Annotated in this window: 18 protein-coding genes and 1 pseudogene; 12 read left to right on the top strand and 7 right to left on the bottom strand. The window is 72.3% G+C overall.

Annotation, left to right across the window (positions count from 1 at the left end; all coding sequences use genetic code 11):
- Positions 1-55 precede the first annotated feature (55 nt).
- From BLW82_RS02940 to BLW82_RS02930, 3 genes are all read left to right on the top strand, one after another.
- Entirely contained in the window at positions 56-736 is a 681-nt protein-coding gene (locus BLW82_RS02940; RefSeq protein ID WP_093497322.1) for a chaplin, read from the top strand.
- Between the two features lie 626 nt (positions 737-1,362).
- Positions 1,363-2,217, top strand: a complete 855-nt coding sequence (locus tag BLW82_RS02935; protein WP_093497321.1) for a GNAT family N-acetyltransferase — start codon at positions 1,363-1,365, stop codon at positions 2,215-2,217.
- Between the two features lie 74 nt (positions 2,218-2,291).
- The gene (locus tag BLW82_RS02930) at positions 2,292-3,068 is read left to right on the top strand and encodes a GNAT family N-acetyltransferase (RefSeq protein ID WP_093497320.1); all 777 of its coding nucleotides are present in this window, start codon (positions 2,292-2,294) and stop codon (positions 3,066-3,068) included.
- A 104-nt stretch (positions 3,069-3,172) separates the two neighbouring features.
- Here BLW82_RS02930 and BLW82_RS02925 read toward each other — a convergent pair whose 3' ends face one another.
- Complete coding sequence (locus tag BLW82_RS02925; protein WP_093497319.1) at positions 3,173-3,436, bottom strand: hypothetical protein; 264 nt, start codon at positions 3,434-3,436, stop codon at positions 3,173-3,175.
- A gap of 217 nt (positions 3,437-3,653) precedes the next feature.
- Between BLW82_RS02925 and BLW82_RS02920 the strand changes: the two genes are divergently transcribed.
- Positions 3,654-5,087: a hydrolase gene (locus BLW82_RS02920; protein WP_093497318.1), complete on the top strand. Its 1,434-nt coding sequence runs from the start codon at positions 3,654-3,656 to the stop codon at positions 5,085-5,087.
- On the opposite strand, the gene BLW82_RS02915 is transcribed toward BLW82_RS02920, so the two are convergent.
- Together BLW82_RS02915 and BLW82_RS02910 are read right to left on the bottom strand one after the other, a co-directional pair.
- Positions 5,074-7,821, bottom strand: a complete 2,748-nt coding sequence (locus BLW82_RS02915) for a glycoside hydrolase family 2 protein (RefSeq protein ID WP_093497317.1) — start codon at positions 7,819-7,821, stop codon at positions 5,074-5,076. The genes BLW82_RS02920 and BLW82_RS02915 overlap by 14 nt on opposite strands.
- A gap of 112 nt (positions 7,822-7,933) precedes the next feature.
- Positions 7,934-9,121: an ROK family transcriptional regulator gene (locus tag BLW82_RS02910; RefSeq protein WP_093497316.1), complete on the bottom strand. Its 1,188-nt coding sequence runs from the start codon at positions 9,119-9,121 to the stop codon at positions 7,934-7,936.
- 140 nt (positions 9,122-9,261) lie between these two features.
- On the opposite strand from BLW82_RS02910, the gene BLW82_RS02905 reads away from it, so the two are divergent.
- From BLW82_RS02905 to BLW82_RS02895, 3 genes are all read left to right on the top strand, one after another.
- Positions 9,262-10,731, top strand: coding sequence for an APC family permease (locus BLW82_RS02905; protein ID WP_093497315.1), 1,470 nt, complete (start codon positions 9,262-9,264; stop codon positions 10,729-10,731).
- A gap of 60 nt (positions 10,732-10,791) precedes the next feature.
- Positions 10,792-11,304 carry a GNAT family N-acetyltransferase gene (locus tag BLW82_RS02900; RefSeq protein WP_093497314.1) on the top strand — a complete coding sequence of 171 codons (513 nt, stop codon included), beginning with the start codon at positions 10,792-10,794 and terminating at the stop codon, positions 11,302-11,304.
- A gap of 84 nt (positions 11,305-11,388) precedes the next feature.
- Positions 11,389-12,156: an ArsR/SmtB family transcription factor gene (locus BLW82_RS02895; RefSeq protein ID WP_093497313.1), complete on the top strand. Its 768-nt coding sequence runs from the start codon at positions 11,389-11,391 to the stop codon at positions 12,154-12,156.
- A gap of 76 nt (positions 12,157-12,232) precedes the next feature.
- On the opposite strand, the gene BLW82_RS45080 is transcribed toward BLW82_RS02895, so the two are convergent.
- A complete protein-coding gene (locus tag BLW82_RS45080; protein WP_256215609.1) occupies positions 12,233-12,673 on the bottom strand; it encodes an SPW repeat protein in 441 nt (146 codons plus the stop codon).
- Between the two features lie 171 nt (positions 12,674-12,844).
- Positions 12,845-13,090 (bottom strand): annotated as a pseudogene (locus BLW82_RS46155) (FAD-binding domain-containing protein); the annotation flags it as partial.
- A gap of 272 nt (positions 13,091-13,362) precedes the next feature.
- Between BLW82_RS46155 and BLW82_RS02885 the strand changes: the two are divergent.
- A complete protein-coding gene (locus tag BLW82_RS02885) occupies positions 13,363-13,566 on the top strand; it encodes a hypothetical protein (protein ID WP_093497311.1) in 204 nt (67 codons plus the stop codon).
- On the opposite strand, the gene BLW82_RS02880 is transcribed toward BLW82_RS02885, so the two are convergent.
- Positions 13,552-15,993, bottom strand: a complete 2,442-nt coding sequence (locus tag BLW82_RS02880; protein ID WP_093497310.1) for a SpoIIE family protein phosphatase — start codon at positions 15,991-15,993, stop codon at positions 13,552-13,554. The two genes, BLW82_RS02885 and BLW82_RS02880, sit on opposite strands and share 15 nt — an antisense overlap.
- 250 nt (positions 15,994-16,243) lie before the next feature.
- On the opposite strand from BLW82_RS02880, the gene BLW82_RS02875 reads away from it, so the two are divergent.
- The 4 genes from BLW82_RS02875 to BLW82_RS02860 all read left to right on the top strand — a co-directional run bounded on the left by BLW82_RS02875 (position 16,244) and on the right by BLW82_RS02860 (position 20,299).
- Positions 16,244-17,329, top strand: a complete 1,086-nt coding sequence (locus BLW82_RS02875) for an S-(hydroxymethyl)mycothiol dehydrogenase (protein WP_093497309.1) — start codon at positions 16,244-16,246, stop codon at positions 17,327-17,329.
- Between the two features lie 261 nt (positions 17,330-17,590).
- Entirely contained in the window at positions 17,591-17,953 is a 363-nt protein-coding gene (locus BLW82_RS02870) for a bifunctional 3-phenylpropionate/cinnamic acid dioxygenase ferredoxin subunit (RefSeq protein ID WP_093497308.1), read from the top strand.
- Positions 17,950-19,113, top strand: a complete 1,164-nt coding sequence (locus BLW82_RS02865; RefSeq protein ID WP_093507814.1) for an NAD(P)/FAD-dependent oxidoreductase — start codon at positions 17,950-17,952, stop codon at positions 19,111-19,113. Before BLW82_RS02870 ends, BLW82_RS02865 begins: the two co-directional genes overlap by 4 nt.
- A 52-nt stretch (positions 19,114-19,165) precedes the next feature.
- A complete protein-coding gene (locus tag BLW82_RS02860) occupies positions 19,166-20,299 on the top strand; it encodes an aromatic ring-hydroxylating oxygenase subunit alpha (RefSeq protein ID WP_093497307.1) in 1,134 nt (377 codons plus the stop codon).
- Positions 20,300-20,358: 59 nt separating this feature from the next.
- Here BLW82_RS02860 and BLW82_RS02855 read toward each other — a convergent pair whose 3' ends face one another.
- Positions 20,359-21,156: an IclR family transcriptional regulator gene (locus tag BLW82_RS02855; RefSeq protein WP_093497306.1), complete on the bottom strand. Its 798-nt coding sequence runs from the start codon at positions 21,154-21,156 to the stop codon at positions 20,359-20,361.
- Between the last annotated feature and the right edge of the window lie 53 nt (positions 21,157-21,209).

Raw genomic sequence — 21,209 nt, 5'->3', positions numbered from 1 at the left:
CGTTTTAACCGTTGCGGGCGAGCGCCCGCAATCATGTCTGGAAGGCAGGGAACCTATGAAACGGGTTACCCGAAACGGTGTGATCGCAGTCGCTGCCGCCTCTGGGGCGATGGCCGTGGCGGTTCCGGCCTGGGCCGACGCGGGCGCGGACGGTACCGCGGCCGGTTCGCCCGGGGTGATCTCCGGCAACGGCATCCAGTTGCCGGTCGACCTCCCGGTGAACGTGTGCGGGAACACCGTGAACGTGGTGGGGCTCCTGAACCCGGCGGCAGGCAACACCTGCGTGAACGAGGGCGGCGGCGACGCCACCGACGGCGCGCCCGGCGGTTCGGCCACATCCGGTGGCGCGACCGCACAGGGCGCAGAGGAGGGCTCGCCCGGGGTGATCTCCGGCAACGGCGTCCAATTGCCGGTCGACCTCCCGGTGAACGTCAGCGGCAACAGCGTGAACGTGGTCGGCGCCCTGAACCCGGCCACCGGCAACACGTCGGTGAACACCTCGGGGGACCACCCGAGCCCGCCGAAGACCTCAACCCCGGAGCCGCCCGTCAAACCGCCGGCCCCGCCGAAGACCCCCACGGAGCCCAAGGCGCACCACCCCGCCGCGCCGCCGCCCCGGGCCACCCTCGCCCACACCGGCGCGGACCTCACCGGTGCCGCCGCGGCGGGCAGCGCGGCGCTGCTGCTCGCCGGGACCGCCCTGCACCGGCGCTTCCGCCCGGGCCGGACGCACTGACCGGCGTGATACCGAGGCGGGCCGAGGCACCGCGCACCAGCAGGCCCCACCGGACCAGAGCCGGTGGGGCCTCCGCCGTTTCCGCGGGTCGCCCGACCGGCAGGCCGGGAGCCCGGCAGCCCCGCAGGCCCGCAGACCGGCAGGCCGGGAGCCCGGCAGCCCCGCAGGCCCGCAGACCGGCAGGCCGGGAGCTCGGCAGGCCCGCAGACCGGCAGGCCGGGAGCTCGGCAGGCCCGCAGACCGGCAGGCCGGGAGCTCGGCAGGCCGGCAGGCCGGGAGCTCGGCAGGCCGGCAGGCCGGCAGGCCGGGAGCTCGGCAGGCCGGCAGGCCGGGAGCTCGGCAGGCCGGCAGGCCGGCAGCCCCGCAGACCGGCAGTTCGGGAGCCCGGCAGGCTGGCAGCCCCGCAGCTCGGCAGCCCGGGAGCCCGGGAGCCCGGGAGCCCGGGAGCCCCGCAGACCGGCAGACCGATGAGACCGGCTGTCCGGCGGACCGGACCCGGAACCGTGCGCAGCACGTCAACGGCTTGATCCCGTCGTGGCACGGCGCCCGGTGATCGGGAAGGATGCTGCGGGCGCGCGGCGCCGGTCGCCGCGCGAACGGACCCCGTCACGGAATGGAGCGCATCGATGACCTCTCCGGCCCCGCAGGACCTCGTCGTCACCCGGGCCACGCCCGACGACTGGCCGGTGATCGTCGGCTGGGCGGCGGACGAGGGCTGGAACCCCGGTCTGTCGGACACCGCCGCCTTCTTCGCCCAGGACCCCGACGGGTTCTTCGTCGGCCGGATCGACGGCGAACCGGTGTCGGCGGTCTCCGTCGTCAACCACGGCGCCGACTACGCCTTCCTGGGCTGGTACCTGGTCCGCCCCGACCTGCGCGGCCAGGGCCACGGCCTCACCACCTGGAAGACCGCACTCGCCCACGCGGGCAACCGCACCGTCGGCCTGGACGGCGTGGTGGCCCAGCAGGACAACTACCGCCAGTCCGGCTTCGAACTCGCCTACCGCACCGCCCGGTTCGTGGGCGAGGCCCGCGCCGCCGGGACCCCGGCCGGCGTCCGGCCCGCCCGCGCCGCCGACCTGGCCGCCGTCACGGCGTACGACAGCGCCTGCTGCCCGGCCGACCGGCCGCGCTTCGTGGCCGCGTGGCTGACCACCCCCGGGCACCGGGCGCTCGTGCGCCACGACGGCGACCGCCTCACCGGTTACGGCGTGATCCGCCCCGGCCACGACACGCTGCGCATCGGCCCCCTCTTCGCCGACACCGCCGAGGACGCCCGCGCCCTGTTCACCGCCCTCACCGCCGAGGCGGCGGGCGGCCGGGTCGCCATCGACGTACCCGAGACCAGCACGGCGGGGATCGCCCTCGCCGAGCAGGCCGGGTTCACGCCCTCGTTCGAGACCGCCCGCATGTACACCGGCCCGGTCCGCGACCACGCCCGCGAGCGGGTCTTCGGGGTCACCACACTCGAACTGGGCTGACCTGCGGGCCCGGCCGTCCGGCGGCCACGGGAAAAGGTGTTGCCGCCGTCGCGCCCGGATGGTGGAGTGCTCGGATGGATCACCGAGCCGTACTCGCCCTGTACGACCGCGACATGCGCGAGGGTGCCAAGCCCGACGGGCCCGGCGCCCGGATCGAGCGCGTGGGCGCGGTGGTGCGCCACGTGGCGGACGCCGGGGGATGGAACGGCGTCCTCTGGTCGGACCTGGACGCGGCGACCGCGGACCGGGCGATCGCCGCACAGGTCGAGTTCTTCGCCGCCCGCGGGCAGGAGTTCGAGTGGAAGGTCTACGGCCACGACCTGCCGCCGGACCTAGGTGACCGGCTGACCGCGGCCGGGTTCCGGCCGGAGCCGCAGGAGACGCTGATGATCGGTGAGGTCGCCCGGCTGAGCCTCGACACCGGACTGCCGGACGGCGTGCGCGTGGTGCCCGCCACCGACCGGGCGGGCATCGAACTCGTGGTGGACGTGCACGAGAAGGCCTTCGGAACCGACGGTTCGCGGCTGCGCCACCAGCTGCTGACGCGGCTCGCCGACCAGCCGGACAGCATGGTCGCGCTGGTCGCGCTCGCCGGGGACGAGCCGGTCAGCGCGGCCCGGGTGGAGCTGGTGCCCGGGGCGAGGTTCGCCGGTCTGTGGGGCGGCGGCACGGTGGCGCAGTGGCGCGGACGCGGTGTGTACCGTGCCCTCGTCGCCCACCGGGCCCAGGTCGCCGCCGCCCACGGTTGCCGGTACCTCCAGGTGGACGCCTTGCCCACGAGCCGGCCGATCCTCGAACGGCTGGGCTTCCACGCCCTGACCACGACCACCCCGTACCTCTCCCCGGTGTAGCCGACACGAGGCGTCGGCCGCCGCCGGCCGGGTGCGGGGCGTGCCCGCGCGGCGGGGCCGCACCACCTCCGATGCCGTCCCGCCGCGCCCGGGGCGCGCTCAGGTCACCGGCGTGCCCTGCTGCGGTCGAGCGCCGCGATCCCCAGCGCCGCCAGGGCGATCTGGATGAACCACTCGATCCAGTCCGGGCCCTTGGTGTCGGCCACACCGAAGCCCGCCGCGAGCGCCGAGCCCAGCAGCGCCGCCACGATGCCGACGACGATGGTCCACAGAACGCCGATGTGCTGGCGGCCGGGGACGACCAGGCGCCCCAGCACACCGATGATGAGTCCGATGATGATGGCGCTGATGATGCCCGAGATCTCCATTTCCGCCCCTCTTCGTCTGTACCCCGCTGCTGTCCAATCTGCCCGCTGAATCCGGCGGCAGTCCCGTCCGGTTGTTACAGCGGTTTTCTGTTCACCGACCTGACATGCCATGTACCTTTCAATGAGTTGACGCGTGTAGAAATCTCAAGCACGTTCTACGCGCGCAGAGTTGGCGCCCCCACCGCCCCTACCCCACCCCCTCACGGAGGTTCGCCGGATGCTTGGATCCAGCAGATCCCGCCACAGACTCACCACCGCCCTGGCCGGGTTCGGACTGCTCGTCACGGGAGCCGCCCTCCAGGTCGGCACCGCGGCCGCCCCCGCCCACGCGGCCACCACCTACCGCGTCCTGTTCGACGACGGCCACGCCGAGGAGGCCGGCAACGCGGACTGGATCATCTCCACCAGCAAGCCCGACCCGCTCGCCCAGAACTCCTCCCCGTCCTCGGACAAGGACTGGACCGGCGCGCTCTCCTCGTGGGGCGTGGCCCTGCAGAAGACCGGCAGCTACAGCCTGAAGACGGCGACCAGCGCGCTCACGTACGGGGGTTCGTCGACGACCGACCTGTCGAAGTTCGACGCGCTGGTGCTCCCCGAGCCGAACACGCTGTTCACGACCGCCGAGAAGACGGCGATCATGAACTTCGTGAAGAACGGCGGCGGGCTGTTCATGATCTCGGACCACACGGGGGCCGACCGCAACAACGACGGCTACGACGCGGTCGAGATCCTCAACGACCTGATGACGAACAACAGCGTGGACTCGACCGACCCGTTCGGCTTCTCCATCGACTCGCTGGACATCAGTTCCGGCTACCCGGCCGCGATCAGCGACAGCGGCAACGCGGTGCTGCACGGCGGGTTCGGCACGGTCACCAAGAGCCTGATCGCCGACGGGACGACGGCCACGCTGAAGCCCTCCGACAACTCCGCCGTCAAGGGTCTGGTCTACCGCAGCGGTTACTCCGGCAACACCGGCGCCTTCTTCGCCACCAGCACCTTCGGCAGCGGCCGGGTCGCCTTCTGGGGCGACAGCTCGCCCATCGACGACGGCACCGGCCAGTCCGGCAACACGCTGTACGACGGCTGGAACGACAGCGGCGCCACCAACGCCGCCCTCGCCCTCAACGCCACCGCCTGGCTCACCGGCGCGTCCAGCGGCGGTGGCGGTGGCGGTGGCGGGGGTGGCGGTGGCACCTGCACCTCCGCCCAGATCCTCGGCAACCCCGGCTTCGAGTCCGGCAACACCACCTGGACCGCCGGCAGCGGGATCATCACCAACTCCAGCGGCGAGGCGGCCCGCACCGGCTCCTACAAGGCCTGGCTCGACGGCTACGGGTCCGCCCACACCGACACGCTGTCCCAGTCGGTGACCATTCCGTCCGGCTGCTCCGCGACGCTCAGCTTCTACCTGCACGTGGACACCGCGGAGACCACCACGAGCACCGCCTACGACAAGCTGACCGTGACCGCCGGATCCACCACCCTGGCCACGTACTCCAACCTCAACGCGGCCTCCGGATACGTCCTCAAGAGCTTCGACGTCTCCTCCCTGGCCGGTACCACGGCCACCATCAAGTTCTCCGGTGTCGAGGGCTCGACCCTCCAGACCTCGTTCGTCGTCGACGACACCGCGCTCAACGTGAGCTGAGCGGGACGGACGGTTCCGGCGCTCCCGCCGGAACCGTCCGATCCAGCGCGTTCCAGCCGGAGACCCGCACCTGGGGCGACGACCCGTGCAGGTCGGCGGTCCGGTAGGTGGCCGTCAGGGTCGCCGACTCGCCCGGCCACAGGCTGACCGCGTTGTCCGACCACCGGACCGGCAGCACGGGCCTGCCGTTCGCGTCGACCAGATGGACGTCCGTCAGCAGGGACGGGGTCTTGCCGGTGCCCGTGTTGCGGACGGTGACCGTGGTCGTCGACATGCCGTCGGCCTCCGTGGTCGACGCCGTCGCCGTGACCGGGACCTGGGCCATCGAGGACAGCCCGGTCAGGTCCGCGTAGCCCGTCGTCGGCGTGTGCCACCAGTCGGTCTTCGCCCAGTCGAGGGTGTCGGACCTGGTGGAGAGCCAGTAGACGTTGCGGCTCACCTCCCTGCCGTCGGCGTCGGTCAGCGTCAGCCGGGCCAGGTAGGTGGACGCCAGCCCGCTCACCGACGCCGGCAGCGCGAGCGCGGTGCTGTGCGCGCCATCGCCCTGGACCGAGACACCGGTGACCGTCCTGTCGTACTTCTGGGTGCCGTCGGGGTTGAACAGGGTGGCCCGCGCGGTGAGCCCCGAGACCGGCGTGTGCCGGTTGTTCACCACGGCCACCGAGCGGTCGTCGTACGAGTACTGGACGTGCAGCGGCTCGTTGGCCTTCTTCGCGCCGAAGTAGGCGCCGCCCTGGTCCAGGTAACGGTCCATCAGCTGCCAGTGCAGGGAGGTCCAGCCGCTGTTGAACATCCAGTACACGACCCCGGTGGACGGCTTCGAGGCGTCGGTCTGGTGGCGTTCGTACGCCTCGTACTGGGCGCGGACGTTCTCGTACTGGGCGAGCTGGGCCTTCCTGACGTAGTCGGTGAGGCTCTTGGGGGCGCCGTAGCGGCCGGTGAGGGCGGCGTCGTAGACCTTCAGGGTGCCGAAGGTCGCGGACGGCGAGCGGTGGTACTGCTTGGCGTCCGGGTTCTTCCAGAGGGTGTCGAGTTCGGCCGGGGTCATCATCCGGCGCAGGGTGTCGAGGGTGGGGATGTCCGGTCCCGCGCTGGTCTCCGAGTTGAAGCCGGTGGCGCCGCCCTCGCGCTTGGCGTACCAGTAGCCCGGCGGGACCCAGTCGTAGGGGCCGGTCATCTTCATGCCCGAACTGCCCAGCTGGGGCGTCGACTTGTCGGAGGCGGCGGGCACCACCGGGACGGTCCAGTCGGCGGCGTCCAGGGCGTCCAGATAGTTCTTCTCGATCGTCGCGTCGGGCGCGGCGTCGCTGCCGATCAGGAAGGAGGCCACGCTCGGGTGGTCCCGCAGCCGGGCGGCCTCGGCGGCCATCGAGGCCTGGGCGACCCGGTAGTCGGCGGCGGTCCACTTCTCACCGCTCTCGCCGGGGTTGGTCTGGCCCTCCCACTTGTCGCAGCACTCCCAGCCGGGCAGGGTGAGGACGCCGAGGCGGTCGGCGAGGTCGAAGAACTCGTCGGGCTCGATGTGGCCTTCCAGCCGGATGGCGTTGAGGCCCAGATCCACGGCGTACTTGAGCCGGTCCTCGACGTACGCGCGGTCCCACCGCAGGAACTCGTCCGGTGACCAGCCACCGCCCTTGATCAGCAGCCGGCGGCCGTTGATCGAGTACTGGCGGGCGCCGTCGGAGTTCAGCGGGGCCCGGACGTCCCGGATGCCGAAGCTCTCGTGGGCGGTGTCCGAGGCCGTGCCGCCCACGGACGCGGTGAGGTCGAGGTCGTAGAGGGGCTGGCCGCCCATGCCCGCGGGCCACCACACCTTCGGGGAGGTCAGGTGCAGCCCCGGCGTGTCGGTGGGGGCGAAGGTGACGGTCCTGGTCTGGTGGGCCGCGAGCTCGACCGACCTGGTGAGGGTCACCCCGGCGACGGTGCCGGAGACCTCGGCGGTGACGGGGGCGTCCGAGTCGTTGCGGGCCTGTGCCTTCACCGTCAGGTCGGCCGTCTCGAGGGACGGCACCGCGAGCTTGGTCACCACGTGCGCGTCGCGCAGCGCGACCGGACCGCCGCGCCGGACCAGGACGTCACGGACGATGCCCATGTTCTGGTCGGGCGGGGGCTGGAGCCAGTCGAGCCAGCCCATGGTGAGGTTCTTGTTGGGGTTGTTGGGCTGGATCCGGAAGGCGACCGTGTTCGTGCCGTCCTTCACCAGCGAGGTGACGTCCAGCTCGTGACGGGTGTAGGCGCCGGTGACGTCGGCGGTGGTGGCGACCTGACGGCCGTTCACGTACACGTCGGCCGCCGAGATCACCCCGCTGAAGTCCAGGTAGGTGCGGTGCGCGGGGTCGGCCACCGTGAAGTCGCTGCGGTACCACCAGGGGACCTGGAAGAGCGACTTGGGGATCTTCTGGAGGTTGGTGGAGACGAACGGGTCGTCGTAGACGCCGTCGGCGAGCAGCGCGGCCAGGACCGTGGAGCGGGGGCCCGCCGGATACCAGCCCTTCGCCGGGTAGCCGGGGGAGGAGACCGCCGCCGCGGAGTCGCCCACGTCTGCCGTCGACCGGATCGCGAAGCCCGACAGCGGGGTCTCGGAGCCGGCGGCGGACGGCACACGGGTGATCCGGGCGGACCCGTGGGCCGGGTCGCGGGCCCCGGCCCAGGCGCTGGTGTTGAGTGAGCAGAGCAGTCCCAAAGCCACGGCGGCCGTGGCGAGGCGGTGTCCGGGGGCACGGCGAGGGAACACGATGGTCTCCAGGCTCGTAAAGTTAGGAAACTTTACTAACCCGGCTCAAGCTAGGGTGCCACGGAGACCGTGTCAATCACCGTGGCGCCCGCGCGAGTTGGTGGCGCGGTGCTCAGGAAGCGCCCGACCTGCGATCGAACACCATGTCACGGGCGGTGCCCAGGGCGGTCGCCACCGCGCCGAGCAGCACCGCGTCCTCGCCGAGCCGGCTCGGTGCCAGCTTCGGGCGCAGCGGGGTGAGGGTGCGCAGGTGCTCGCGCACCGGGCGCAGCAGCAGGTCGACGCTGTGTCCGACGCCGCCGCCGAGCACCACCAGGTCGGGGTCGAGCACGGCCGCGGCCGCGGCCACCGTGTGCGCGATCCGCTCGCCCTCGAGGCGTACCGCCTCGGCGGCTGCCGGATCGCCCAGGCGGGCCGCGTCGAACACGGACTTCGCGGTGAGCTGCCCGGTCATCCCCAGCCGCCGCGCGGTCTCGACCACGGCCACCCCCGACACCGCGTCCTCCAGCCGCTCCGGCCCCCGCTGCCGCCCCGGCCAGGGCAGGAAACCGATCTCCCCGGCGAGCCCGCGCGCCCCGGTGAACAGCCGCCCCTCGCTGACCACGCCCATCCCGAGACCGGTGCCGATCATGATGTACGCGAACAGCCGGCTGCCCGCCCCGACGCCGTACGTGTACTCGCCGAGGGCCGCCAGGTTGGCGTCGTTGTGCACCTCCAGCGGGACGCCCAGCTCCTCGCGCATCCGGTCGAACAGGCCCGCGCGCCCCCACCCGGGCAGATGCATCGCGTACCGCACCCGGCGCTGCCGCTCGTCGTACACGCCCGGCGTGCCCACCACCCCGTGCACCACCGCGGCCGGATCCACCCCGGAGCCGGCGACCACCTGCCGGGCGGTGGCGACCAGCAGGTCGGCCATCGCCCCCGAGCCCCGGGCCCGGTTGCGCACGTCCGAGCGGGCGACCAGGGTGCCGTCGAGATCGGCGACCGCCACCCGCAGCCAGCCGCGGCCCACGTCGATGCCGAGCGCGAACCCGGCCGCCGGGTCCGGCGCGTACAGGACGGCCGTGCGGCCGCGCTCGGGCACGTGGGTGCCGACCTCGTGGACCAGGCCCGCCGACTCCAGCGCGGCGAGCGCGCTGGACACCGTCGGCTTCGACAGGCCCGTCTCGCGGGCCAGCTGGGCGCGGGAGGCGGAGCCGAGCAGGCGCAGCCGGTCAAGCAGCAGCCGCTCGTTGGCGCTGCGCAGGCGCCGCCGGCTCCAGGGCTGCTCCTGCTCCTCTACGACGTCGCTGGCGGCCATCGCACCATTCTCACCGATTCCCGACGCATACTTGACGCATCTAGTAAGGCTCCTTAACTTTATCGGCCATCCCGCCGAGTCGGTCCCCGCCCGTCGTACGCGTCCTCGCCCGCCTCCCCGTGTCCCGTCCAGGAGCCCTCATGTCCGCAGGTCCCGGTAGTCCTCTCGTCCCGGGCGGTGCGCCGCCGGCCGGCGGCTTCGTCCGCCGCGTCGGCCTGTTCCAGGCCACCGCCATCAACATGAGCCAGATGTGCGGCATCGGTCCGTTCGTGACCATTCCGCTCATGGTCGCCGCGTTCGGCGGCCCGCAGGCCGTCATCGGCTTCGTCGCGGGCGCGGTGCTCGCGCTCTGCGACGGCCTCGTCTGGGCGGAACTCGGCGCCGCGATGCCCGGCTCCGGCGGCAGCTACGTCTATCTGCGGCAGGCCTTCCAGTACCGCACCGGACGCCTGATGCCGTTCCTGTTCGTCTGGACGGCGATGCTCTTCATCCCGCTGATCATGTCCACCGGCGTGGTCGGCTTCGTCCAGTACCTGGGCTACCTCGCCCCGGGCCTCGGCCAGACCTCCGGCGACCTCATCGGGCTCGGCGTCATCGTTCTCGTGGTGCTCCTGCTCTGGCGCGGCATCGAGCACATCGCCAGGATCACCGCCGTCATGTGGACGGTGATGATCGCCTCGGTGCTGCTGGTGATCGTCGCCGCGGCGAGCGACTTCAGCCCGCACCTGGCCTTCACCTACCCGGCCCACGCCTTCGACCTGACGAGCGACCACTTCTGGCTCGGTTTCGCCGCGGGCCTGACCATCGGCATCTACGACTACCTCGGCTACAACACGACCGCGTACATGGGCGCCGAGATCAAGGAACCCGGCCGCGTCCTGCCGCGCTCCATCCTCTTCTCGATCCTCGGCATCATGGCGATCTACCTGCTGCTCCAGATCGGCACGCTCGGCGTCGTCGACTGGCACCGCATGACGAACCCGGACGACATCGCGTCGACTTCGGTGGCCTCGGCGGTCCTGGAGAAGACCTGGGGCAAGGGCGCCGCCGACACGGTGACCGTGCTGATCCTGATCACCGCCTTCGCCTCGGTCTTCACCGGCCTGCTCGGCGGCTCCCGGGTGCCGTACGACGCGGCCCGCGACCGCGTCTTCTTCCGCCCCTACGAGAAGCTGCACCCCAAGCACCGCTTCCCGATGCTGGGGCTCGCCACCATGGGCGTGATCACCGCGATCGGGTTCCTGATCGGCCGGCACACCGACCTGGCGACCCTGATCCAGCTGCTCACCACCGTGATGGTGATCGTCCAGGCGCTGGCCCAGATCGTGGCGCTCACGGTGCTGCGCCGCCGGCAGCCGACGCTGAAGCGGCCGTACCGCATGTGGCTCTACCCGCTGCCGAGCATCGTCGCCTTCGTGGGCTGGTGCGTGATCTACGGCTACGCCGACCGGAACTCCCCGGGCCGTCACCCCATCGAGTGGTCCCTGGCCTGGCTCGCCCTGGGCTGCGTGGCGTTCCTGGTCTGGGCGCGCCTGGAGAAGGTGTGGCCGTTCGGGGCCAGGGAGATCAGCGAGGAGTACCTGACGCCACAGGAGCCGTCCGTGGTGTAGTGTCCCGATCACACGTCAGCCTCACCCGGCGGCCAACTGCCGCCGGGTGAGGCTTTTTTCATGACCGAAACCACCGCAGCGGATGTCGTCGTCCGCCCCGCCGTCCCCGGGGACCGATCCACCGTCGACCGTCTGTGGCTGATGTTCCGCCACGACCTGTCCGAGTTCCGCGGACTCCTGCCGGGGCCCGACGGCTCGTTCCGCGGCGAGCGCGTCGAGGACGCGTTCGCCGCGCCCGGCTGGGCGCCCTATCTCTTCGTCCGGGGCGGGCGCCCGGTCGGCTTCGCGTTCGTCCGGGCGCTGGACGCGCCCGTGCGGGTGCTCAACAGCTTCTTCGTGGTGCGCGGCGCGCGGCGGACGGGCGTCGGACTGGCTGCCGTCCGCGAGGTCCTCGCCCGTCATCCGGGGCGCTGGGAGATCGCGTTCCAGTACGAGAACCCGGGCGCCGTCGCCTTCTGGCGACGGGTCGCGGCCGAGGCCGCGGACGGCGCCTGGACGGAGGAGACCCGGCCGGTTCCGGGCATGCCGGAGCTGCCGCCCGACGTGTGGATCTCGTTCGGCACGGCTCCCTGAAACGCACCGCGCGGGCCGCCCGCATTGACATGCAGGCAATCACCTGCATAACTTTGAGTAGTGGGATCCGAGAGCGACAGCGGGATGGACCAGGTCTTCAGGGCGCTGGCCGACGACACCCGCAGGCGGCTGCTGGACCGGCTGCACGAGCACAACGGCCAGACACTGGGCGAGCTGTGCGAGCGCATCGCGATGACCCGGCAGTCGGTGACCCAGCACCTGGCCGTCCTGGAGGCCGCCAACCTGATCAGCACCGTGCGCCGGGGGCGGGAGAAGCTGCACTACCTCAATCCCGTGCCGCTCCACGAGATCCAGGAGCGGTGGATCGACAAGTTCGAGCGCCCGCGTCTGCGCGCGCTCGGCGACCTGAAGCGACGAGCCGAGGAAGCCATGAGCGACCAGCCCAGCTATGTCTACGTCACCTACATCGCCAGCACCGCCGAGAAGGTCTGGGACGCCCTCACGGACGCCGACCTGACCGCCGCCTACTGGGGGCACTCCAACGTCTCCGACTGGCGGCCCGGCTCCCGCTGGGAGCACGTCCGCACCGACGGCTCCGGCATCGCCGACGTGGTCGGCACCGTCGTCGAGAGCGAGCGCCCGACCCGGCTGGTCGCCACCTGGGCCGCGCCCGCGGACGAGGGCGACCCCGGCCGGCACTCCCGGGTCACCTTCGACATCCGCCCGCACGCCGACATCGTCAAGCTCACCGTCACCCACGAGGACCTCAACGACGAGGGCGAACTGCAGGGCGTCTCGGCCGGCTGGCCGGCCGTGCTCTCCAACCTGAAGTCCCTCATCGAGACCGGCAGCCCGCTCCCGCAGGAGCCCTGGCTGGTCCCCGGCCGCTGAGCGGACGCGCGGCGGGGCCGGTCCGCCGTCATCGGACCGGCCCCGCGTCCTCCCTTCCAGGGGATGTCCGGTGTGCCTAGGTCATGGGCGTCCGCCTGGCCGCCGAAGCGGCGCACACCAGCCCGAGGCAGAGGGCCAGCGCGCCGATGATGACGTTGTTGATGATGACGCCCGTGTCCGGGCTGCTGCCGACCACCCAGGGGGCGATGATCATCCAGATGCCCAGTGCGCACATGGCCCAGCTGAGGCCGTACATGCGCTCCGGTGCCCTGGTGAAGCCCAGTGCCAGCAGGCCTATCGCTATGCCCATGATCAGGTTGTGGGGCACGAGCGCGGGCTGGCTCGCCGTGTAGTGGAGGATCCACGGGGACGCCGCGCAGTACAGACCGAGCAGGAACACCGGTCCGTCCACGAGCGCCACATCACGGCCGCCGAGCATGCGGGCGTAACGCTCCCGCATCTCGGAGACATCGGGGTGGCTGGTTATGTCACTTCTGCCGTGCGAGACGTTGGCCATGACTCGTCTCCTTCTCGACTTGCAGGCCTGACCGCGTCTGGTGCGTACGGTAAACGCCGCTACATAGCATTCTGCTCTTATTTCTTCTTTATGTGTAGTTCTGGGCTCGATCGCGCTCCCGTGCCTGGCGGAACCGGGCGCGTCCGTCGGCCCATCGACGACGGGCTCCGGGCAGCCGGGCGCCGCCGGGTCCTGGCCGCCCGGCTTCCACGGCTCGTGCGCGTTCGCCCCCGGCAGCCCCGCAAACTCCGGCACCCGGCGCCGGACGTACGCGCCGTCGGCGTCGTAACGCGCCCGGGTCACCGGGTTGAGGACGCGGCTGGAGCGGGTGTCGGTGCCGGTGGCCGCCCCCACCGCCAGTTGAGCTGTTGTTCGCCACGTCCCCGTCGACCAGCAGCTCCCGGGTCGTGCATCCATGCCCTCGTGCCGCAGCCGGCGCATCGCCACGTCGACGACCGGGTAGCCGGCGCCGGCCGGTTGGCCACGGCGGAACCGGCCCGGTCCACCGCGCGGTCCCGCACGAGCAGCGGCACGACCTCTTTCGAGCCGAGACGGCCCCGCGCTCCCACCTTCCGGGCCCCGCGTGACGGACCGGGGGCCGGTGTCCTTCCGGCGTCTCCGGCATGTCCGCGTAGATCGGGGGCAGCCGCAGGAAAAGCGAAGACCGACTCGGGAGGTGCAGGACCACTATGAGCGCGAGGGTGCTGGAGCGATTTCCCGCCGGGGCTCCCCGGGGTTCGTGGCCGGCCGAGGAGTACGCGGCACGGTGCCGGGCCGAGGGCGGCCGGGCGACCGTGGTGATGGACCTCGGCTCGGACGCCTTCCTGGTCGTCGTGCCCGGCCCGGACGACGACCGGCCGCCCGCCGCGGCGCGCACGTCAGCGGGGGAGTGACTGCTCGGCCCAGATGGTCTTGCCGCGCGCGTTGTACCGCGTCCCCCAGTTCTGGGCGAGCTGGGCGATGAGGTAGAGGCCGCGCCCGCCCTCGTCCGTTTCCCGGGCGTGCCGCACGTGCGGCGAGGTGCTGCTGCCGTCCGAGACCTCGCAGATCAGGCTCCGGTCCCGGATCAGGCGGAGCGCGATCGGCGCACCGCCGTACCGCAGCGCGTTCGTCACCAGCTCGCTCACGATGAGCTCGGTGGTGAACGACTCCTCCGCCAGCCCCCAACGCACCATCTGACGTGCCGTCAGTTCCCGTGCCCGGCCGACCATCTGCTCCTGCGCCTCGATCGCCCAGGTGACGTGGGCGTCCGGGGCCAGAGCGCTCATCCGGGCCACCAGGACCGCCACGTCGTCCTGGTGGCCCGGCGGGAGCAGCTCACCGACCAGTGTGTCGCACACCTCCTGAGGGGCGGCCGACGCGGGGGTGCGGGAGAGCGTGGCGCGCATCCGGCGCAGCCCGGTGTCGAAGTCCTGCGCGCGTGATTCCAGCAGCCCGTCCGTGTAGAGGACCAGGAGGTCCCCGTCGGCGAGGGCGATCTCGCGCTCCTCGAACACGACGCCGCCGAGCCCGAGGGGCGGACCGCCGGGCAGGTCCACGAAGTCGACGGCGCCGTCCGCCGAGACGACCGCCGGGGGCGGATGACCGGCGCGGGCCAGCTGGCACAGCCGTGACACCGGGTCGTACACCGCGTACAGGCAGGTCGCCCCGGTCACCAGGGAGACCTCGTCGCCGCGCTCGTCGAGGAACCGGTTCATCTGGTCGTCCAGGTGGGCGAGGAGCTCCGCCGGGGACAGGTCGAGGTCCGCGAGGGTACGCACGGCACCACGCAGCCGGCCCATGGTCACCGCGGACTGCAGTCCGTGCCCGACCACGTCGCCCACCACGAGCGCCACCCGTGCCCCGGACAGCGGGATCACGTCGAACCAGTCCCCGCCCAGACCGGTGTGCTCGCTGGCCGGCAGGTAGCGGGAGGCCGTCCGCACCGCCGACGGCGACGGCAGCCGCTGGGGGAGCAGACTGCGCCGCAGGGTCCGGGCCGTCGTCCGCTCCCGGTGGTAGCGGCTGGCGTTGTCGACGCACACCGCGGTACGGGTCACGATCTGCTCGGCCAGCAGCACGTCCTCGGGCTCGAACCGGCGGTGGCTGCGCGAGCGCATGAAGAGGGCGGTACCGAGGGCGACACCCCGCGCGAGCATGGGGACGAGCAGCCAGGAGTGCACCTCCGGTCCGGCGCCCGGTGCCCGCACGGGGTCGGTGGCGGCGGGGCGCAGCTGCTCGTCCGCGAGGAGAATGGACCCGCCCTTCGCCAGGGCGTCGAGGAACGGCGAGCCGGGTGCCGTAGCCGCCGTGTCGAGGTCGCCCACCCGCACCGCCCGGACCCCGCCGGTGCCCGGCTCCGCGGCGGCCACTCCGTCGGACGCGGCCCGGCGCAGCAGCGGATGGCGCGGCCGCGCGTCGTCGGCCGGCTCCCGGCCGTCCGCGTCGGCACCGTCGGAGAAGACGGAGTCCAGCAGGTCGACGTGGCAGGTGTCGGCGAACCGCGGCACCGCGACCTCGGCCAGCTCCCGGGCCGTCTGCCACAGGTCCAGGGTGGTGCCGATCCGGGTGCCGGCCTCGTTGGCCAGGACCAGCCGATCGCGCGAGCGGACCCGGTGGGTCACGTCGGAGATCACATGGGCCAGCGCGATCACCGTCCCGGACGGGTCCCTGAGCGGCAGGATCGACTCCGACCACACGTAGTCGTCGGGCGAACCGGGTACGGGGTGACCGACGACCTCGGTGTCGAGCAGCGCCCTGCCGGTCTCCAGCACCCGCCGCTGCCGCTCCTCCAGCGCGTCGATGTCCAGCAGGCCGGGCGGGGCCATCTCGCGCATCGTGTGCCCGGAGTACTCGGCGTCCCGGAAGACCCCGGCGCGCCGCTGCGCCAGGTTCTGGGCGATGAACCGCTGCCCCGTGTCGAAGAGGTCGATGTGGAAGGGGATCTCGGTGAACAGCCCCTGCAGCAGGGCCCGGCCGAACTCGAACGTGCGGTACGACTGCGCGCCGGCCGCCTGGACGAGCCACCGCTGCCCGCCGTCCGCGGTGGTGAGGGAGCGCACCCAGACCTGGACCTCGACCGGGTCCCCGCCGCGCCGCCGCAGCACCAGCGGCCCCTCGCGGGCCCCCTCCTCCCACCGCCGGACCAGATGCGCGGCCTCGGCGGGGTCATGGAGCAGGTCGTCCGCGCGCCGCCCGAGCACCTCGCGCGCCGGGTGCCCCAGCAGCGCCTCGGCGCCCGGACCCCAGGCCGTCACCCGGCCCCGCGCGTCCAGCAACGCCTCCGCCTCGCCCCCGGGCTCCGGGAGCTCGCCGCGGTCGTCGAAGGTGATGTCGCGCATCCTCACCTCGGGCACATCCGTGCCGGACTCGGGATGTGGGTGTTTGTACTGTTTATGGAATAAATGATACCTGCGAGTGCGGTACCGGCACCGGCCGCCGTCTGCGCGGTGAAGGCCCGCACGTGCCCGGAGCCGGGTCGCCGACGGATTCTTGACCCCCGGTTCGGCCTCCGCGATGCTGTGTTGCGAAACGCGAGATGCGTGCCGTATTGGGCAACGTCTCGCCACCTCTTTCAGCAGAGGAGCGGCCATGTCCCAGCAGGTCCGTGCCGTCGTCGCGCGGAGCAAGGGCGCCCCCGTCAGCCTGGAGACCATCGTCGTGCCCGACCCCGGTCCGGGGGAGGCGCTGGTCGGGATCGAGGCCTGCGGGGTCTGCCATACCGATCTGCACTACCGCGAGGGCGGCATCGGCGACGACTTCCCCTTCCTGCTGGGGCACGAGGCGGCGGGGGTCGTCGAGGCGGTCGGCGACGGCGTCACCGACGTGGCGCCCGGCGATTTCGTGATCCTCAACTGGCGTGCCGTGTGCGGGGCTTGCCGGGCCTGTCTGCGCGGGCGTCCCTGGTACTGCTTCAACACCCACAACGCCGCGCAGAAGATGACCCTCACCGACGGCACGGAACTGTCGCCCGCCCTCGGTATCGGCGCCTTCGCCGAGAAGACGCTGGTGGCGGCCGGGCAGTGCACCAAGGTCGACCGGCGCGCGTCGGCGGCGGCCGCCGGGCTGCTGGGCTGCGGCGTGATGGCGGGCCTCGGTGCCGCACTGAACACCGGCAACGTCGGCCGCGGCGACAGCGTCGCCGTGATCGGCTGCGGAGGCGTCGGCGCGGCGGCCGTCCTCGGCGCGAACCTGGCCGGCGCGGCACGCGTCATCGCCGTGGACATCGACGACCGCAAGCTGGACACCGCGCGCGGCCTCGGCGCCACCCACACGGTCAACTCCAAGGAGAAGGATGCCGTCGCGGCGGTGCGTGAGCTGACCGGCGGCTTCGGCGCCGACGTCGTCATCGAGGCGGTCGGCCGTCCGGAGACCTACCGTCAGGCCTTCTACGCCCGCGACCTCGCCGGCACCGTCGTCCTGGTCGGCGTGCCCACCCCCGAGATGAAGCTGGAACTGCCGCTCCTCGACGTCTTCGGCCGCGGCGGGGCGCTCAAGTCGTCCTGGTACGGGGACTGTCTGCCCTCCCGTGACTTCCCGGTGCTCATCGACCTGTACCTGCAGGGCCGCCTCGACCTGGACGCCTTCGTCACCGAGACCGTCCGACTCGACGAGGTCGAGAAGGCCTTCGGGCGCATGCACCACGGTGACGTGCTGCGCTCGGTGGTGCTCCTGTGACGGTCGGCCGCGGTCTCTGACCGACCGCGGGCGAAGCGGCCCTGCCCCGGTGACGGCACCGGGGCAGGGCCGTACCCGCACCTCAGGCAGGGCCTGTTCGCCCTGCTCACGCCTGCTTTCCAGGGCGCTCCCGCGGGCCCGGGCAACCACGGTCGTGGCCGGGGCGAACCGGCGCGTGAACTCCTTGACAACGCTTCGCGGCGGCCCCCAGACTGACGTTGCGCTAACCGCAATCCGTTTCGCTATACGCACCGAGGTGTCATGATGATTCCCGCGTGCCGTCTCGCGGATCTGCCGCGAGGCGAGGCCCACCGGCTCGACATCGACCCGCCCGTCTCGGTGTTCCACACCGAGGACGGCGAGCTCTTCGCCATCGACGACACCTGCACCCACCAGGACGCCTCGCTCGCCGACGGCTGGCTGGAGGGCTGCGAGGTCGAATGCCCCCTGCACGCCTCCAAGTTCGACCTGCGCACCGGCGCCGTGGACGCACCCCCGGCCAAGCGCCCGGTCCGCACCCACGAGATCGTCGTGGAGGACGGAACGGTCTACGTCCGGCTGTCCCACGACGCGCCCAACCTGCCGCCGTGCGTCACCGCCCGCCTCGCCGGGGGCGCGGCGTGAGGACCGTCGCCGTGGTGGGCGCCTCGCTGGCCGGACTGTCGGCCGCGCGCTCGCTGCGGCAACGGGGGTACGACGGCCGGCTGGTGGTCGTCGGTGACGAGCCCCACCGCCCGTACGACAGGCCGCCGTTGTCCAAGGAATTCCTGGCCGGCACCCTCGGCGAGGCGGACCTGGCGCTGGAGCGGGACGACGAGGACCTGGGGGCGCAGTGGCTGCTCGGCTCCCGGGCCGTCGGTCTCGACCGCACCCGGCGTGCGGTCCGGCTCGCCGACGGCGGGGAGGTCCGGGCCGACGGCCTGGTCCTCGCGACCGGCGCCGCCGCCCGTACCCTGCCGGGCACCGCGGGCCTCGCCGGAGTCCACACGCTGCGCACCCTCGACGACGCCCGCGCGTTGCGGGCGGACCTCGCCCGGGGCGGCCGTCTGGTGGTGATCGGCGGCGGGTTCGTCGGCGCCGAGGTCGCCTCCACCGCGTACTGCCTCGGCCTCGACGTCACCGTGATCGAGGCGGCCCCGACCCCGCTGGCCGCGCCGCTCGGCGAGGCCATGGGCGCGGTCGTCTCCGCGCTCCACGCCGACCACGGGGTACGGCTGTTGTGCGGGGTGGGGGTCAAGGGGCTGAGCGGCGAGCGCCAGGTCGACGGCGTCCTCCTGGCGGACGGCCGCTGCGTGGCCGCCGACACCGTCGTCGTCGGCGTCGGGGCCCGTCCCTGCGTCGAGTGGCTGCAGGGTTCCGGCGTCGAACTCGACAACGGCGTCAAGTGCGGCGCCGACGGCCGCACCAGCGTCGCCGGGGTGGTCGCCGTCGGCGACTGCGCCAACTGGTACGACCCGCACACCGGCGCCCACCGCAGGATCGAGCACTGGACCGGCGCGCTGGAGCGGCCGGACACCGCCGTCGCCACGCTGCTCGCGCACGGCGCGCGGGAACCGGGCACGCCCCGGCCGCCGTACTTCTGGTCCGACCAGTACGGCGTGAAGATCCAGTTCGTCGGCCACGCCGCCGGGGCCGACAGCGTCACGGTCGAGGAGGGCTCGACCGAGGACCGCAGCTTCCTCGCCGTGTACCGGCGCGCGGGCCGGCCGGTCGCCGTGCTCGGGATGAACCAGCCGCGGCTGTTCACCCGCGCCCGCAAGCAGTTCGGCACCGCCGCGTCCTGACCCGGCGCCCGCGCCACCCCACCGATCCACGACGTCCCTGGAGGAGTGCACCGTGACCTCGACCAGCCTGCCGGACAGCCTGATCGCCACCCTCCCCGGCTCCGCCTACACCGATCCCGGGATCTTCGCCCAGGAGCAGGAGCACATCTTCGAGACGATGTGGTTCTGCGTGGCCCGCGCCGCCGATCTGCCGAAGCCCGGCGCGTTCCGCACCGTCGACGTGGGCCGCGAGTCCATCCTCGTCACCCGGGCCCGGGACCGGTCGGTCCGCGCGTACTTCAACGTCTGCCGGCACCGGGGCGCCAAGCTCTGCACCGAGGAGGCCGGTGAGGTCGCACGCGCCTTCCAGTGCCCGTACCACGCCTGGACCTACGGGCTCGACGGCAGGCTGGTCGCCGCGCCCAACCTCACCAAGATGCCCGACGTGGGCCGGACCGAGTTCGGCCTGGTGAACGTCGCCGTCCGGGAGTGGCTCGGCTATGTGTGGGTGTGTCTCGCGGAGAACCCGCCGTCCTTCGAGGAGGACGTGATCGGGGCGGCCGTCGAGCGGCTGGGCGACGTCGAGTCGATCGAGCGCTACGGGGTGGAGGACCTCTCCGTCGGGCGGCGGATCGTCTACGACGTCAGGGCCAACTGGAAGCTCATCATCGAGAACTTCATGGAGTGCTACCACTGCGCCACGATCCATCCCGAACTCACCGAGGTGCTGCCCGAGTTCGCCGACGGCTACGCGGCCCAGTACTACGTGGGGCACGGCGCGGAGTTCGGCGCGGACGTGCAGGGGTTCACCGTCGACGGATCCGAGGGGCTCGACCGCATTCCGGGGGTCTCGGCGGACCAGGACCGGCGCTACTACGCGATCACCGTCAAACCGCAGGTGTTCATCAACCTGGTCCCGGACCATGTGATATTCCACCGGATGTACCCGGTCGCCGTCGACCGCACGATCGTCGAGTGCGACTGGCTCTACCTCCCGCACGTCGTCGAGAGCGGCAAGGACGTCAGCCGGTCCGTGGAGCTCTTCGACCGGGTCAACCGCCAGGACTTCGAGGCCTGCGAGCGCACGCAGCCCGGCATGAGCTCACGGCTGTACGCCAAGGGCGGGGTGCTGGTGCCCAGCGAGCACCACATCGGCGCCTTCCACGACTGGGTCCAGGAGAGGCTCGGCACCCCGCGGCCGGAGTGACGCCGTGGCCCGCGCGGAAGGGCCGGACGCGGGCCCCACGACGGTCGGCCGGCGGGCGCTCAGCCCAGGTAGCCCATGCGGTGACTGATCTCCTCCGCGCCCTTGACCAGCACCGGAGCCAGCTCGTGCATGCGCTCCTCGGTGAACCGGTAGGACGGCCCGGACGCGCTGATCGAGGCGATGACCACCCCGTCCCGGTCCCGGATCGGCGCGGCCATCGCGTGCAGGCCGATCTCCAGCTCCTCCAGCGTCCAGGCGTAACCGCGCTCCCGGGCCTCGGCGAGGTTCTTCTCCAGCTTCGCCTTGGAGGAGATGGTGTGCGGGGTCAGCTTCTTCAGACCCCCGTCCGAGATCAGCGCGGCGCGCTCCTTGGCGGGCACGTGGGCCAGCATGATCTTGCCGCTGGAGGTGGCGTGCAGCGGGGTCAGCTGGCCGACCCAGTTGTGCGCGCTGACGGCGGCGGCGCCGCGCACCTGGTAGAGGTTGATCGCGTAGTGCTCCTGCATCACCGCGATGTTGACCGTCTCGCCGATCTCCTCGGCCAGCCGCTCGCACGCCGCCCGGCCCTGCTGGGTGACGTCGATGCGTCCCGTCACCGCGCCCGCCAGGCGTACGATGCCGAAGCCGAGCGAGTACTTGCCCCGCTCGCCCGACTGCTCCACCAGACCGCGCGCCTCCAGGGCGCCGAGCAGCCGGAACGCGGTCGACTTGTGGACGTCGATCTCGGCGGCCACCTCGCTCACACCCGCCTCGCCGCGCTGGGCCAGGATCTCCAGGACGCTGATGGCGCGGTCGACGGACTGCACGCCCCCGGACGATGAGCCGTTCGTTTCGGTATCCGGACTGAAGTTGCTCATAGCGAAACTATACGCGCAGTAAACAACGCGCTCCAAGTAACGCGATGTGAACA

Origin of the sequence: Streptomyces sp. Ag109_O5-10 (assembly GCF_900105755.1) — a bacterium.
In the GTDB taxonomy this organism is placed as follows: Bacteria; Actinomycetota; Actinomycetes; order Streptomycetales; family Streptomycetaceae; genus Streptomyces.
The sequence above is the reverse complement of the archived record's forward strand: the minus strand, read 5'-3'. Positions and strand labels throughout refer to the sequence as shown.